The organism is Streptomyces sp. NBC_01478 (assembly GCF_036227225.1).
Classification (GTDB): domain Bacteria; phylum Actinomycetota; class Actinomycetes; order Streptomycetales; family Streptomycetaceae; genus Streptomyces.
The window spans coordinates 9,358,124-9,372,974 of sequence record NZ_CP109444.1; the positions used below are offsets into that span (position 1 = coordinate 9,358,124).

The following is a 14,851-nucleotide window of genomic DNA, read 5'->3' on the forward strand; positions in this document are numbered from 1 at the left end:
GACCTCAGGAGGCGCGGTGCGAACTTCGAGGAGCCGGTGCAGGCAGGGGCGTTTCCGCCGCCCGTGTCACATCCGCGACCAGCTCCACCACATCGGGGCCGTACGCCTGCGAGTTGACCACCTTCAGCAGCAGGACGAAGGTGTTGCCGCCGTGTTTGCGCGCCAACTTCTCATGGTTGCGGGCGAGATAGCGGGTCGCCGCCTGGTTGGTGATCGCGCGCTGGCCGCAGAAGAGGAACACCGGCCGCGCGCCGCCGAGTTGGCCGGCGGTGAGCCGGGCGAGGAGCACGTACTCGCCCTTGCCTGGCTCAAGTCGGTAGCGCTCGCTGCCTATTTGGAAAGCGCCCCGGTCCGGCCCCGGCTCGGCGTCGACGTTGACGCGGATGCCGGGCAGCAGGGACGCCAGATGCGCGGCCATCCGGCGGTTGGAGGCCGGGCCGCCCACGCAGAACTCGGTGCGTTCGCCGAAGCCCTGCTGGGCCGCGTCGTGCGCGACGACCTGGGCGTGCGCGTTGCAGTCCTTGATCAGGGCGGCGAGTTCGAGGAGCGCGAACACGTCGTGCCGCATCACCGTGAGTTCGGGGCCGCCCGCCTCGCGGTTGACCACGAGCAGCGACTCGGAGTTGTCGGGCAGCCCGAAGAACGCCTGCTTGCGCCGGAGTTTGCGCTTCCACAGGTAGGTGCGGGCCAGCCAGCCGAGCGCGGCACTGATGCCGGCGGCGGCCACGCCCAGAACGATGTTGCGCACGTCGTCATTCATGGGCGCGCATGTTAGCGGTCCGATGTGGCTGGTACGTACCGGTGTTCGACGTGTGACGTTCCTGTGGCGGCGGCCGGAAGCGGTCTGTCGGGGCCCGTGCCAGGTGGATACGCTGCGCGGACGGTTCTGGACTGGAGGTACGGATGCGTCGCCCTGTGGCACGGAAACTGTCGGTTCTGGCGGTCTCGGCCGCCGTGGTGTCGGTCGGGGCCGCGGCCCCACCCGCCACGACGAGCAGCAGCACACCGACGAAGGTTCCGGTCGCCGTCGGCTACGGCGGTGCCGTGGCGAGCGTCGACGCGGACGCCACCGCCGCCGGTATCGAAGTCCTGAAGAAGGGCGGCAACGCGGTCGACGCGGCCGTCGCGACCGCCGCCGCGCTCGGTGTCACCGAGCCCTACTCCTCCGGCATCGGCGGAGGCGGCTACTTCGTCTACTACGACGCCAAGTCCCGTGCGGTGCACACCATCGACGGCCGCGAGACCGCGCCGCTGACCGCCGACTCCAACCTCTTCGTGGAGAACGGCAAGGCCCTCGCCTTCGCCGACGCCGTCAGCAGCGGCCTCGGCGTCGGTACCCCGGGCACGCCCGCCACCTGGCAGACGGCGCTCGACCAGTGGGGCAGCGAGAAGCTCGGTACGGTGCTCAAGCCCGCCGAGCGGATCGCGAGCGACGGCTTCACGGTCGACGACACCTTCCGCACCCAGACGGCGGCCAACGAGACCCGCTTCCGCTACTTCCCGGACACCGCGAAGCTGTTCCTGCCGGGCGGTGCGCTGCCGGTCGTCGGCTCGACCTTCACGAACCCCGAACTCGCCGCCACGTACAAGGAGTTGGGCAAGAAGGGGATCGGCGACATCTATCGCGGCGCCCTCGGCAAGGACATCCTCGCCACGGTGAACACCCCGAAGGTGGACGCGAGTTCGGGCTGGAACGCCCGCCCCGGCCAACTGTCCGCCAAGGACCTCGCGGCCTACCGCGCCAAGCTCCAGGCGCCCACGAAGACCTCGTACCGCGGACTCGGCGTCTACTCCATCGCGCCCTCCTCCTCCGGCGGCACGACCGTCGGCGAGGCCCTCAACATCCTTGAGAAGACGGACCTCTCGAAGGCGAGCGAGGTCCAGTACCTGCACCACTACATCGAGGCCAGCCGGATCGCGTTCGCGGACCGGGGGCGCTGGGTCGGCGACCCCGCCTTCGAGGACGTACCGACGAAGGAACTCCTCTCGCAGAAGTTCGCCGACTCGCGCGCCTGCCTCATCAAGGACGACGCGGTGCTCACCAGCCCGCTGGCGCCCGCCGATCCGCGCAACCCGACGGCCTGCACCGCCGCCGGGACGGCCGCCCCGACGACTTACGAGGGTGAGAACACCACCCACCTCACCGTTGCCGACAAGTGGGGCAACGTCGTCTCCTACACGCTCACCATCGAGCAGACCGGCGGCAGCGCGATGACCGTGCCCGGCCGCGGCTTCCTGCTCAACAACGAACTGACCGACTTCTCCTTCACCCCGGCCAACCCGGCCGTCCACGACCCGAACCTGCCCGGTCCGGGCAAGCGCCCGCGCTCGTCGATCTCGCCGACGATCGTCCTCGACCAGCACAACAAGCCGGTCGTGGCGCTCGGTTCACCCGGTGGCGCGACCATCATCACGACCGTGCTCCAGACCCTCACCGAGTTCCTCGACCGGGGCCTCCCGCTCGTGGACGCGATCGCGGCGCCCCGCGCCAGTCAGCGCAACGCGGCCAACACGGAACTCGAACCGGCCCTCTACAACAGCGACTTGAAGACCCAGCTCCAAGCCATCGGGCACTCGTTCACTCTCAACCCCGAGATCGGCGCGGCCACCGGTGTGCAACGGCTGCCGAACGGGGAGTGGTTGGCGGCCGCCGAGAAGGTACGGCGGGGCGGCGGCTCGGCTGCGGTGGTCAATCCGGCGCCGTAGACGGCGAGTCGGAGGCGGGCGGCGTAGGCGGTGGGTCGGCTGCGGGCGGCCGCGGATCGGTCCTGAACGCGAGCCGCCCGTCCGTCACGTCCACCGTCACCCGGCCGCCCTCCGTGATCCGGCCGTCCAGGAGCAGCCGGGAGAGCTGGTTGTCGACCTCGCGCTGGATGGTGCGGCGCAGCGGCCGGGCGCCGTACTCGGGCTGGTAGCCCTGGCGGGAGAGCCAGTCGACGGCCGGGTCCGTGAACGCGACCGTGATGCCCTGCGCGTGCAGGAGACGGCGGGTGTGTTCCAGCAACAGCTCGGTGATCAGGCGGAGTTGCTCGGCGGTGAGCTGACGGAAGACGACGATCTCGTCGATGCGGTTGAGGAACTCGGGGCGGAAGTGCTCGCGCAGCGGGCGCAGGATCTGTTCGCGCCGGGCCTCCTCGTCCGCGTCGGCGCCGCCGGGCCCGAAGCCGATACCGGCGCCGCGCCGGGTGATCGCCTCGGAACCGAGGTTGCTGGTCATCACGATCACCGTGTTGGTGAAGTCGACCGTGCGGCCCTGGGAGTCGGTCAACCGGCCGTCGTCCAGCACCTGGAGCAGGATGTTGAACACGTCCGGGTGCGCCTTCTCGACCTCGTCGAGGAGAAGGAGCGAGTAGGGGTGGCGGCGTACGGCCTCGGTGAGTTGGCCCGCCTCCTCGTGGCCGACGTAGCCGGGCGGGGCGCCGACCAGCCGGCTGACCGTGTGCCGTTCCTGGTACTCACTCATGTCCAGGCGGACCATCCGGTCCTCGCTGCCGAACAGGGCCTCGGCCAGCGCCCGGGCAAGTTCCGTCTTCCCGACGCCGGTCGGTCCCAGGAACAGGAAGCTGCCGATCGGCCGGTCCGGGCTCGCCAACCCGGCGCGCGAGCGCAGCACCGCGTCCGACACGACCCGCACGGCCTCGTCCTGGCCGACGACCCGCCGGTGCAGATGCTCCTCAAGACCGAGCAACCGGTCCTTCTCCTCCGCCGTGAGACTGCTCACCGGGATACCGGTCTGCCGCGACACCACCTCGGCGATCGCCTCACCGGTGACCCCCAGATTCTGTCCTTCGTCGCTCGTGTCCTCACCGTCGGCCTCCGCCAGCCGCAGCTTCAACTCGGCGACCTGGTCCCGGAGTCGGGACGCCTTCTCGTAGTCCTCGTCGGCCGCCGCCTGGTCCTTGTCCCGGGCGAGCTGCTCCACCTCGCGCTCCAGGGCCCGTACGTCCGTGCCCTTCGTGCGCGCCCGCAGCCGAACGCGAGCGCCTGCCTGGTCGATCAGGTCGATCGCCTTGTCGGGCAGCCTGCGGTCGGCGAGGTAACGGTCGGACAGCTCCACGGCGGCCACCAACGCCTCGTCGGTGTACCGGACTTGGTGATGCGCCTCGTAGCGGTCGCGCAGTCCGCGCAGGATCTCGATCGCGTCCGCGACGGTCGGCTCGGGCACCAGGATCGGCTGGAAGCGGCGGGCCAGCGCCGCGTCCTTCTCGATCCGGCGGTACTCCTCCAGCGTCGTGGCGCCCACGATGTGCAACTCACCGCGCGCGAGGGCCGGTTTGAGGATGTTGCCGGCGTCCATCGAGCCGCCCTCGCCGCCACCGCCCGCGCCGACCACGGTGTGCAACTCGTCGATGAACACGATCAGTTCGTCCGAGTGCGCGCGGATCTCGCCCACGATGTTCGTCAGGCGCTCCTCGAAGTCGCCCCGGAAACGGGTGCCCGCGACCACGCCCGTCAGGTCGAGGGCGACCACGCGCCGCCCGGTCAGCACGTCCGGCACATCGCCGTCCGTGATGCGCTGCGCGAGCCCCTCCACGATCGCGGTCTTGCCGACTCCCGCGTCGCCGATCAGCACCGGGTTGTTCTTGCCGCGCCGGGACAGCACCTCGATGGTCTGCTCGATCTCCTCGTCGCGGCCGATCACCGGGTCGATACGGCCTTGCCGGGCCAGGTCGGTGAGATCGCGGCTGTACTTGTCGAGGGTGGGGGTGCCGGTGGGGCGGGGCTGGTCGGTGCGGGGGTGCGTGCCGTCCATGGGCTCGGGCGGCAGGCCCGTCGGAGCGTAGCGGGCCGCGTTCAGGATGTGGCCGGCGGCGGAGTCCGGGTTCGCGGCGAGTGCGCCGAGGACGTGCTCGGGGCCGATGTATCCGGTGCCGCCCGCCCTGGCCAGGTCGTGGGCGTCCAGGAGGGCGCGTTTGACGGCCGGGGTGAGGTTGAGGGACGTGCCCTCCGGGGGTTGGACCGGGCCTGAGTGCTCGTCGATCTCGGCGGCGAGGGAGTCCGGGTCCGCGCCGGCGCGGGTGAGGAGGTCGCGGGTCGGCTCCGCGGACAGGGCGGCGCGGAGCAGGTGCTGGGTGTCGAGGTCGTGGCTGCCGTGTTCCGCGGCGTACTGGGCGGCGCCTCGGACGAGGTCCCTGGCCGGTTGGCTGAGCAGGCGGCCTATGTCTATCTGGCGTGGGCGGGCGGCTCCGCCAGGGGCTCCGCCCGCGGCTCCGCCGAAGAACCGGGCCAGGAAGTCGCCGAGGGGGTCGTTTTCGGGGTCTGCGTAGCCGCTGGTCATCAATCCACCATGGCACGGGTCACTGCGTGGGGCATGTGCGGGTTTGGGTACGTTTGTGGCTGCGGGTGCGTTGTGGCAGGTCGCGCCCACGCGGTGGAGCCGCACGCCGACGCAGCCCCGCGCCCCTGAAGGGGCGCTCCCCCTTACCGGCGTTCAGTCAGGACCCGGGGTCCTGCCTCCGTGATCGCCACCGTGTGTTCCACGTGGGCCGCCCTGGAGCCGTCGTTCGTCTTGAGGGTCCAGCCGTCCTTCGCCGCGTGGTAGTCGTCCCGGCCGCCCGCGATCAGCATCGGCTCGATCGCGATGACCATGCCCTGGCGGAGAGGAAGGCCTCGGCCGGGGCGGCCCTCGTTCGGGACTCCCGGGTCCTCGTGCATCTGGCGGCCGATGCCGTGGCCGCCGAAGTCCTCCATGATGCCGTAGCCGGCCGTGCGGCACACCGTGCCGATCGCGTGCGCGATGTCGCCGATGCGGTTGCCGACCACGGCCGCCTCGATGCCCGCCGCGAGAGCGCGCTCGGCGGTGTCGATCAGGCGGACGTCGGCGGGGCGCGGCTCGCCGACGATGAAGCTGATGGCCGAGTCGCCGGCCCAGCCGCCCAGCTTCGCGCCGAAGTCGATCGAGACGAGGTCGCCGTCGCGCAGGCGGTAGCCGTCCGGGATGCCGTGCACGATCGCGTCGTTCACGGAGGCGCAGATGACCGCGGGGAACGCGGTGGGCGCGAAGGCGGGGCGGTAGCCGAGGAAGGGGGAACTCGCGCCGGCCGCGCGCAGTACGTCGTGCGCCAACTCGTCCAGTTCCAGCAGGGATACGCCCACGTCGGCGGCCTCCCGCACGGCCGTGAGGGCGCGGGCCACGACCTGGCCCGCCTCGTACATCGCATCGATAGACGTGTCCGTCTTCAGTTCCACCATGCCAATTACTATACCGGTATTAGAATGACGGCATGGTACGCACCCCTCTCACCCCCGAAGAGCGCGAACGCGGCGAACGACTCGGCCGGCTGCTCCGCGAGGCCCGCGGTGGCCGCAGCATGACGGACGTGGCGGCGCACGCGGGCATCTCGCCGGAGACCCTCCGGAAGATCGAGACGGGCCGGGCGCCGACACCCGCCTTTTTCACCGTCGCCGCCCTCGCCGACGCCCTCGGCCTCTCCATGGACCAACTCGTGGTCAGGTGTGCGCCGTTGGCGGCCTGAATCGGACGCCTGATGTGGCGGATACGGCATGAACCCGGCGGGCGCACAGCGGGGAGGCGTAGGCTCCCAGACCTCTGCGCCCGGCTCGAAAAGCTTCCGTAGCCGCGTCGTAACACAAATGGTGTTTTCTACGGATCGGAGCATTCCGGTCTGGCGGGAGTTGGAGCATGGCTGTGGATCAACTCCCCGGACAGGTGCGGGAGTTCGCGAACTACCTCGACGGTCTCCTGGCGCGCCTGGACCAGGGCGGCGGCTGGTGCGGGGTGTTCTGGCAGCGCGATCCCGATGGCATGCAAGCCTGTCTCGGCGGCCGTGAGATACCGCCCTGGGACGTGGTCGAGGCCCTCCTCCAGGACCTCGCGGCGGAGTACGGCCACGGTGTCGCGACCCAGGAGGGGGAGCGGGCCCGCGCCCTGCACGCGGCGGCGCTCGCCGCGTTCGACGCCCGTCCCGGCAGCCGGGACGCCCTCGGTGACCGGCTCGACGTGATGCTCCGCGAGCAGAAGTACGCGGCCGAACGGCAGGCGGAACTGGGCCGGTTGCTCAACGTCGCCGGGACCCGGGAAGAGGCCGACGCCCTCCGCCTCGACCTCGCCTGGGCCCACGACGACCACGAACGCGCCACCGCCCGCTGCGCCGAACTCCGCGCCCGCATCGAGCAGTTGGACAACTTCGCCCACCTCCGGGGCAGTCGGGGCGTCCACCGCGACCGGCACGGCAATGTGTTCCGCGTCGACGACATGCCCCAGGACCGGGACAACTCGGCCTACGACCAGAGCAACGCCGCCTACGACCGGAACGCCGCCCCGCACCGGCTGCCCCGCCAGCGCGACACCGAGCAGATGCCCGGTACCACCGGACCGCAGGGCGGCTACGGCAGTGCCGACGGGGTGGTGGGGGCGCGCCGGGACGGCCGAGTGCCGGACGCCCGCCGCGGCTACGAGGAATTCGAGCGCGCGAACCCCGGCTACGCCAACCCGGACCCCGCGCCCGATTTCGACAGCCCGGAACCCATGGCGAGCGGCTTCACCGACCCCGACGCCGCCTCCGCGGCCGAGCTGCCCGACCAGGCCGAGGCCGAGACCGAGGCGGCCGCCCCCGCCCCCAAGCAGCGCAAGCGCCGCCGGGGCAGCGCCCGCTTCGCCGGCCTGGCCGAGGACGACACCGCCACCACCCCGGCCCCGGACCCCGCAGCCGCCGTACCGGAACTCCCCGCGCCCGCGCCCACCACCCGCCGCACCCCGCGCGGAGCCCGCTTCGCCGGGGCCGCCCGGCCGGTCGAGCGGGAGCAGCCGAAGCGGGAGCCCCTGGACGCGGAGGCGCGGCAGAGCACCGTGGAGGCCGTTCGGCGGCTCGTGGGGCTGCGGCGCGAGGGCCGTAGCGGCGAGGCGCACGCACTGCTCGTCGAGGCCGCGTACTGGCCCGCCGCGCGCTTCCCGCTGCTCGCGGCCGAGCTGCAGCGGGCCGGCCTCGGCGCGGACTGGGCGACGCTCCTGTGGGAGGCCGCCTCGCTGCCCGCCGACCGGCTGGTCGGCGCGGCGGACGCGCTGGTCGCGGCCGGCCGTACGGCGGACGGCGAGCAGATCCTGCGGCAGGGCGTGGCCCGCCCCGCCGCCGAGATAGGCGAGGCCGTGCTCGCGCTGGCCGCGGAGGGGCGCCGCCGGGAGATCCGTGCCCTGTTCGACGCGTACGTCCGCGTCCGCACCCCCGAAGAAGCCGCCCGCAGTGTTGCCGCCGACCCGCAGCAGCTCGTTCCGCTCCTGCTGGAGGCCGCCCAGGGTGCCTCCGACGAATGCCACTGGGACCTGGTCCACGCCCTGCGAGTGGCGGGCTTCAGCGCGTGAGCGCTCCGCTGTCATGCGGTTCATTGGCCGCGCGCCGGTGGGGGCTGGGCGCGCAGTTCCCCGCGCCCCTTACGGGGCGCTGTACTGCACGGAGCCCATCCGATCCGGCTACCCGGCCCAGCGGCTCACCCACCGGAGTGTGAAACGCGATCGACTCCGCGGGTTAACGACGATGGTCTTGGCAAGGCTCCTCGGGAGGCTTACGTTCATCCCTCTACGGCCTTTGTCTACGGGCGTAGAGGCTCTGACGTCCCCGTCGAAGGAGCAGCTCATGGCCAACGTCGTACGCGCCGCTCTGGTCCAGGCCACCTGGACCGGTGACACCGACTCCATGGTGGCGAAACACGAGGAACACGCCCGCGAGGCGGCCCGCCAGGGCGCCAAGGTCATCGGGTTCCAGGAAGTGTTCAACGCCCCCTATTTCTGTCAGGTCCAGGAACCGGAGCACTACGACTGGGCCGAGCCGGTGCCCGACGGGCCGACCGTGCGTCGTATGCAACAGCTCGCGCGCGAGACCGGCATGGTGATCGTCGTCCCGGTCTTCGAGATCGAGCAGGACGGCTTCTACTACAACACCGCGGCAGTGATCGACGCCGACGGCACCTTCCTCGGCAAGTACCGCAAGCACCACATCCCCCAGGTCAAGGGCTTCTGGGAGAAGTACTACTTCAGGCCGGGCAACGCCGGCTGGCCCGTCTTCGACACGGCCGTCGGCAAGATCGGCGTCTACATCTGCTACGACCGGCACTTCCCCGAGGGCTGGCGTCAACTCGGGCTCAACGGCGCCCAGTTGGTCTACAACCCGTCCGCCACCTCACGCGGCCTCTCCGCCTACCTCTGGCAGTTGGAACAGCCCGCCGCCGCCGTCGCCAACGAGTACTTCATCGCCGCCATCAACCGGGTGGGAGTGGAGGAGTACGGGGACAACGACTTCTACGGCACCTCGTACTTCGTCAACCCACGCGGCCAGTTCGTCGGCGACGTCGCCAGCGACAAGGTCGAGGAACTCCTCGTCCGCGACCTCGACTTCGGCCTCATCGAAGAAGTACGACAGCAGTGGGCGTTCTACCGCGACCGCCGCCCCGACGCCTACGAAGGGCTGGTGCAGCCGTGACCAAGGACCTGCTGGGACGGCACAAGGCCGTGCTCCCGGACTGGCTCGCCCTCTACTACGAGGACCCGCTCGAAATCACGCACGGCGAGGGCCGGCACGTCTGGGACGCCGAGGGCAACAAGTACCTCGACTTCTTCGGCGGCATCCTCACCACCATGACCGCGCACGCGCTCCCCGAGGTCACCAAGGCGGTCAGCGAGCAGGCCGGGCGGATCATCCACTCGTCCACGCTCTACCTCAACCGGCCGATGGTCGAACTCGCCGAGCGCGTCGCCCAGTTGTCCGGCATCCCCGACGCCCGCGTCTTCTTCACCACCTCGGGCACCGAGGCCAACGACACCGCGCTGATGCTCGCGACCTCGTACCGGCGCAGCAACCAGATCCTGGCCATGCGCAACAGCTACCACGGCCGCTCCTTCAGCTCGGTCGGCATCACCGGCAACCGCGGCTGGTCCCCGACCTCGCTGTCCCCGCTCCAGACGCTGTACGTCCACGGGGGTGTCCGGACGCGCGGACCCTACGCGCACCTGAACGACGCCGAGTTCATCGCGGCCTGCGTGGACGACCTGAAGGACCTGCTCGGTCATGTCCGGCCGCCCGCCGCGCTCATCGCCGAACCCGTCCAGGGCGTCGGCGGGTTCACCTCCCCGCCGGACGGTCTGTACGCGGCCTTCCGTGAAGTGCTGGCCGAGCAGGGCGTGTTGTGGATCGCCGACGAGGTGCAGACCGGCTGGGGCCGCACCGGCGACCACTTCTGGGGCTGGCAGGCCCACGCCGAGAACGGTCCGCCGGACATCCTCACCTTCGCCAAGGGCATCGGCAACGGCAGCTCGATCGGCGGTGTCGTCGCCCGCGCCGACATCATGAACTGCCTGGACTCCAACAGCATTTCGACCTTCGGCGGCACCCAGATCACCATGGCGGCCGGCCTCGCCAACCTCACCTATCTGCTGGAGCACGACCTCCAGGGCAACGCCCGCCGCGTCGGCGGTCTCCTCATCGAGCGGCTGCGGGCCGTCGCCGCACAGCATCCCGGCGTACGGGAAGTGCGCGGGCGCGGGCTGATGATCGGCGTCGAGCTGGTGAAGCCGGGCACCGACGAAGCCGATCCGCAGGCAGCGGGCGCCGCACTGGAAGCGGCCCGTGCGGGCGGCCTGTTGATCGGCAAGGGCGGCGGGCACAACACCAGCGCCCTGCGCATCGCCCCGCCGCTGTCCCTGACCGTCGCGGAGGCCGAAGAGGGCGCCGCCATCCTCGAACAAGCTCTGCGGAGCACGCAGTAGTAGCGGTACGAGCAAGGGAACAGCGCTATGGCCACCACCCTGGACACCCTGGAGCCCGCCCTGTCGGTGCGTCAGGTCCTCGGCCTGGAACGGGTCCTCGCCGGGGAACCCGAGGTGGTGGCCGGCGCGGGCCAACTCGACCGGCTCGTGCGCTGGGTGCACGTCGCCGAGGCCGCCGACGTCGGCGTGATGCTCAGCGGCGGCGAGATGATCCTCACCACCGGCGTCCTGCTCGCCGGTGACGAGGGCGCCCAAGCCGAGTACATCCAGTCCCTGCACCGCGCGGAGGCGTCCGCCGTGGTCCTCGGTCTCGGCCGCGCGTTCCCCGCCCCGCCGGACGTGATGCGCCGCGCCGCCGAGCGCTGCGGGCTGCCCATGGTGGTGCTCCACCGCCCCTTCCCCTTCGCCGAGTTGACGGAAGAGGTCCAATCCCGGCTGGTACGGCGGAAGTTCGCCGCCGTCAGCCTCTCCGAGGCCGTACGGACCGCGCTCACCGGACTCATCACCGGCGGGGCCCCGCTGCAGAGCCTGCTCGACGAGATCGCCGCGCACAGCGCCTGCCCGGTCGTCGTCACCAACCTCGCCCACCGCGTCCTCGCCACGGCGGGGGAGCGGTCGGCGGTGGACGACGTGCTGCGCGACTGGGAGCGCATCGCCCGGCAGGCCGGCGGCAGCGAGGGCGACGGCTGGATCCGCGCCGAGCTGGGCGGACGCGGTGAGCGCTGGGGCCAGATCATGCTGTGCGGCTACCGCGGCGACACCGCCACCGGACGCCTCCTCGCCGACCGCGCGGCCGAAGCCCTCGTCCTGCACCGCATGCTCGGCGGCTCCGCCCACACCTGGGAGGAACAGTCCGCCCAGAGCCTGCTCACCGACCTGGCGAGCGGCGTCGTACCGGCCCGCCAGCTCCTGCCCCGCGCCCGCGCGGCCGGACTCCCGGTCAACCGGCGCACTTTCGTACCGATGGTCGTCCGCGACGGCGACACGGCCCAACTCGACCGGGTGCTACGGCTGTTGGGTCTCCCCGGACTCGTCGCGGAACTGGCCGACGGGGCCACCGCCGTGCTGCTCAGCCTGCCCCGGGACCAGGACGCGGACGCCCTCGCCGCGCACTTCGCGAGCCGACTGCGCACCGAGTCAGGGGCGTTGAAGGCGGTGGTGGCCGCCGCCGGGCAGCGCACCGTCTGGGACGACGTGCCCGCCGGACTGCGCGAGGCACAGCATGTCGCCGACGCCGTGGCCGACTCCAGCGACGCCCTCGACCTCCCCACCGTCGTACGCCTCAAGGACGTTCATCTGCGCGGCCTGATCCGACTGTTGCGGGACGACCCGCAGGTGCAGTCGTTCGCCGAGCGGGAGCTGGACGGGCTGCTGTGCGCGGCCGACGAGGACCTGCTCGCCGTACTGCGGACGTATCTGGCCACCGGCCGCAACAAGTCCCGCACCGCGCAGCTCCACCACGTGTCGCGGCCCGCGCTGTACCGCCGGCTGGAGGCCATAGAGGGCCGGCTCGGGGTGGACCTCGACGATTTCGAGCAGGCCGCCTCGGTGCACATCGCGCTCCTCGCGCACGACGCGCAACAGGGGTGAAACATGGGACTACCTGCGAAAACGGCGGTGAAACATGCGGCCACGACAGGGTGACACCGTGGAACGCCGCGCGCCCGCAGACGTGACACCGTGCAACTCAAACCCGACTTCAGGGCTTCCTAAGCTCCTCGCACACCTAGCGACCGGAGGTCCCGATGAGCACCGTGATTCGTGCCGCCCTGTTCCAGACAGCCTGGACGGGCGACAAGGAGTCCATGATCCAGGTACACGAACAGGCGGTCCGCGACGCGGCCGCGCAGGGTGCTCAAGTCCTGTGCTTCCAGGAGCTGTTCTACGGACCGTACTTCTGCCAGGTCCAGGACAAGGCGTTCTACGAGTACGCCGAGGCGATCCCGGACGGCCCGATCGTCAAGCGCTTCCAGGCGCTCGCCAAGGAACACGGCATCGTCCTGGTCCTCCCGATGTACGAGGAGGAGCAGCCCGGCGTCCTCTACAACACGGCCGCCGTGATCGACGCGGACGGCTCGTACCTCGGCAAGTACCGCAAGCACCACATCCCCCAAGTCCCCGGATTCTGGGAGAAGTTCTACTTCCGCCCGGGCAACAGCGGCTGGCCGATCTTCGACACCAAGGTCGGCAAGATCGGTGTCTACATCTGCTACGACCGGCACTTCCCGGAGGGCTGGCGCGCACTGGGCCTCGCGGGCGCCGAGATCGTCTTCAACCCGTCGGCGACCTCGCGAGGCCTGTCCGCCTATCTGTGGCAGCTGGAGCAGCCCGCGGCTGCCGCCGCCAACGAGTACTTCGTCGGCGCCATCAACCGGGTCGGTGTCGAGGAGCTGGGCGACAACGACTTCTACGGCACGACCTACTTCGTCGACCCGGAGGCCCAGTTCGTCGGCGAGGTCGCCAGCGACAAGGAGACCGAACTGGTCGTCCGCGACCTGGACCTGGCGAAACTCCGCGAGGTCCGCGACCGCTGGCAGTTCTACCGCGACCGCCGCCCGGACGCGTACGGCCCGTTGACCGCACCGTAAAGAAACGTAGGCTCCCCGCGCCCCTGTGGAGGGCGCACCCCTTCCACAGGGGCGCGGGGAAGCGTCCATTGGCGGCTTCGCCGCAGGGCGCGCCCAGCCCCCACAGACCCGCACCAGACCACAATCCAGCGGAGTCAAAACAATGAGCACCCGTACCGTCATCCGCGGCGGCCTAGTCATCACCGCGTCCGACGAACTCCACGCCGACGTCCTGATCGAAGACGGCCGCATCGCAGCACTGGCCACCTCCGGTACCCCGACGGCCGACGCCTGGACCGCCGACCGGGTCATCGACGCCACCGGGAAGTACGTCATCCCGGGCGGGGTCGACGCCCACACCCACATGGAGATGCCGTTCGGCGGCACCAAGGCCGCCGACACCTTCGAGACCGGCACCCGGGCCGCCGCCTGGGGCGGTACGACGACCATCGTCGACTTCGCCATCCAGAGCGTCGGCGGAGCCCTCCGCGAGGGCCTCGACGCCTGGCACGCCAAGGCCGAGGGCAACTGCGCCATCGACTACGGCTTCCACATGATCGTCTCCGACGTCAACGAGAGCACCCTCAAGGAGATGGACCTGCTGGTGCAGGAGGGCGTCACCTCCTTCAAGCAGTTCATGGCCTACCCGGGCGTCTTCTACAGCGACGACGGCCAGATCCTGCGCGCCATGCAACGCGCCGCAGACAACGGCGGGTTGATCATGATGCACGCCGAGAACGGCATCGCGATCGACGTCCTCGTCGAACAGGCGCTCGCGCGCGGCGAGACCGACCCCCGCTACCACGGCGAGGTCCGCAAGTCCCTCCTCGAAGCCGAGGCCACCCACCGCGCCATCAAGCTCGCGCAGGTCGCGGGCGCCCCGCTCTACGTCGTGCACGTCTCCGCGATGGAGGCGGTCGCCGAGCTGGCCAAGGCGCGCGACGAGGGGCTCCCCGTCTTCGGCGAGACCTGTCCGCAGTACCTGTTCCTCTCGACGGACAACCTCGCCGAGCCCGACTTCGAGGGCGCGAAGTACGTGTGCAGCACGCCTCTTCGGCCCAAGGAGCACCAGGCCAAGCTGTGGCAGGGCCTGCGCACCAACGACCTCCAGGTCGTCTCCACCGACCACTGCCCCTTCTGCTTCGTGGGCCAGAAGGAAATGGGCCGGGGCGACTTCTCGAAGATCCCCAACGGCATGCCGGGCGTCGAGAACCGCATGGACCTGCTCCACCAGGGCGTCGTCGACGGCCACATCAGCCGCCGCCGCTGGATCGAGATCGCCTGCGCCTCCCCGGCGCGGATGTTCGGCCTCTACCCGAAGAAGGGCACCATCGCCCCCGGCGCCGACGCCGACGTCGTCATCTACGACCCGAACGCCGAACAGACCGTCTCCGCCGAGACGCACCACATGAACGTCGACTACTCGGCGTACGAGGGCAAGCGCCTCACCGGCCGCGTCGAGACCGTCCTCTCGCGCGGCGAACTCGTCATCACCGAGCGGGAGTACACCGGGCACGCGGGCCACGGCGTCTACACCCCGCGCTCCACCAGTCAGTACCTCAACTAG

At 70.8% G+C, this 14,851-nt stretch carries 11 protein-coding genes; 8 read left to right on the forward strand and 3 right to left on the reverse strand.

Features of this window, described 5'->3' with window-relative positions:
- Positions 1-4 precede the first annotated feature (4 nt).
- Positions 5-760, reverse strand: a complete 756-nt coding sequence (locus OG223_RS41925) for a hypothetical protein (RefSeq protein ID WP_329260744.1) — start codon at positions 758-760, stop codon at positions 5-7.
- 143 nt (positions 761-903) lie between these two features.
- Between OG223_RS41925 and ggt the strand changes: the two genes are divergently transcribed.
- Complete coding sequence (gene ggt / locus OG223_RS41930; RefSeq protein WP_329260747.1) at positions 904-2,706, forward strand: gamma-glutamyltransferase; 1,803 nt, start codon at positions 904-906, stop codon at positions 2,704-2,706.
- Here the strand turns inward: ggt and OG223_RS41935 are convergent.
- Positions 2,690-5,278 carry an ATP-dependent Clp protease ATP-binding subunit gene (locus OG223_RS41935; protein WP_329260750.1) on the reverse strand — a complete coding sequence of 863 codons (2,589 nt, stop codon included), beginning with the start codon at positions 5,276-5,278 and terminating at the stop codon, positions 2,690-2,692. The two genes, ggt and OG223_RS41935, sit on opposite strands and share 17 nt — an antisense overlap.
- A 143-nt stretch (positions 5,279-5,421) precedes the next feature.
- Positions 5,422-6,192, reverse strand: a complete 771-nt coding sequence (gene map / locus OG223_RS41940) for a type I methionyl aminopeptidase (protein ID WP_329260753.1) — start codon at positions 6,190-6,192, stop codon at positions 5,422-5,424.
- Between the two features lie 32 nt (positions 6,193-6,224).
- Between map and OG223_RS41945 the strand changes: the two genes are divergently transcribed.
- The 7 genes from OG223_RS41945 (at position 6,225) to hydA (ending at position 14,851) form a co-directional block, all read left to right on the forward strand.
- On the forward strand, positions 6,225-6,476 hold the full coding sequence (locus OG223_RS41945; RefSeq protein ID WP_329260756.1) for a helix-turn-helix domain-containing protein: 252 nt from the start codon (positions 6,225-6,227) through the stop codon (positions 6,474-6,476).
- Positions 6,477-6,643: 167 nt separating this feature from the next.
- Entirely contained in the window at positions 6,644-8,320 is a 1,677-nt protein-coding gene (locus OG223_RS41950; RefSeq protein ID WP_329260758.1) for a hypothetical protein, read from the forward strand.
- Between the two features lie 271 nt (positions 8,321-8,591).
- Positions 8,592-9,434, forward strand: a complete 843-nt coding sequence (locus OG223_RS41955) for a nitrilase-related carbon-nitrogen hydrolase (protein ID WP_329260759.1) — start codon at positions 8,592-8,594, stop codon at positions 9,432-9,434.
- Complete coding sequence (locus tag OG223_RS41960) at positions 9,431-10,717, forward strand: aspartate aminotransferase family protein (RefSeq protein WP_329260762.1); 1,287 nt, start codon at positions 9,431-9,433, stop codon at positions 10,715-10,717. Before OG223_RS41955 ends, OG223_RS41960 begins: the two co-directional genes overlap by 4 nt.
- Positions 10,718-10,744: 27 nt before the next feature.
- Entirely contained in the window at positions 10,745-12,307 is a 1,563-nt protein-coding gene (locus tag OG223_RS41965; RefSeq protein ID WP_329260765.1) for a PucR family transcriptional regulator, read from the forward strand.
- Positions 12,308-12,462: 155 nt separating this feature from the next.
- The gene (locus tag OG223_RS41970) at positions 12,463-13,305 is read left to right on the forward strand and encodes a nitrilase-related carbon-nitrogen hydrolase (RefSeq protein WP_329260767.1); all 843 of its coding nucleotides are present in this window, start codon (positions 12,463-12,465) and stop codon (positions 13,303-13,305) included.
- A gap of 142 nt (positions 13,306-13,447) precedes the next feature.
- Complete coding sequence (gene hydA / locus OG223_RS41975; RefSeq protein ID WP_329260769.1) at positions 13,448-14,851, forward strand: dihydropyrimidinase; 1,404 nt, start codon at positions 13,448-13,450, stop codon at positions 14,849-14,851.

What these genes read in the sequence shown, in the direction of transcription:
- OG223_RS41925 (WP_329260744.1), bottom strand. Translation starts at nt 760, where the DNA reads ATGAATGACGACGTGCGCAACATCGTTCTGGGCGTGGCCGCCGCCGGC.
- ggt (WP_329260747.1), top strand. Translation starts at nt 904, where the DNA reads ATGCGTCGCCCTGTGGCACGGAAACTGTCGGTTCTGGCGGTCTCGGCC.
- OG223_RS41935 (WP_329260750.1), bottom strand. Translation starts at nt 5,278, where the DNA reads ATGACCAGCGGCTACGCAGACCCCGAAAACGACCCCCTCGGCGACTTC.
- map (WP_329260753.1), bottom strand. Translation starts at nt 6,192, where the DNA reads ATGGTGGAACTGAAGACGGACACGTCTATCGATGCGATGTACGAGGCG.
- OG223_RS41945 (WP_329260756.1), top strand. Translation starts at nt 6,225, where the DNA reads ATGGTACGCACCCCTCTCACCCCCGAAGAGCGCGAACGCGGCGAACGA.
- OG223_RS41950 (WP_329260758.1), top strand. Translation starts at nt 6,644, where the DNA reads ATGGCTGTGGATCAACTCCCCGGACAGGTGCGGGAGTTCGCGAACTAC.
- OG223_RS41955 (WP_329260759.1), top strand. Translation starts at nt 8,592, where the DNA reads ATGGCCAACGTCGTACGCGCCGCTCTGGTCCAGGCCACCTGGACCGGT.
- OG223_RS41965 (WP_329260765.1), top strand. Translation starts at nt 10,745, where the DNA reads ATGGCCACCACCCTGGACACCCTGGAGCCCGCCCTGTCGGTGCGTCAG.
- OG223_RS41970 (WP_329260767.1), top strand. Translation starts at nt 12,463, where the DNA reads ATGAGCACCGTGATTCGTGCCGCCCTGTTCCAGACAGCCTGGACGGGC.
- hydA (WP_329260769.1), top strand. Translation starts at nt 13,448, where the DNA reads ATGAGCACCCGTACCGTCATCCGCGGCGGCCTAGTCATCACCGCGTCC.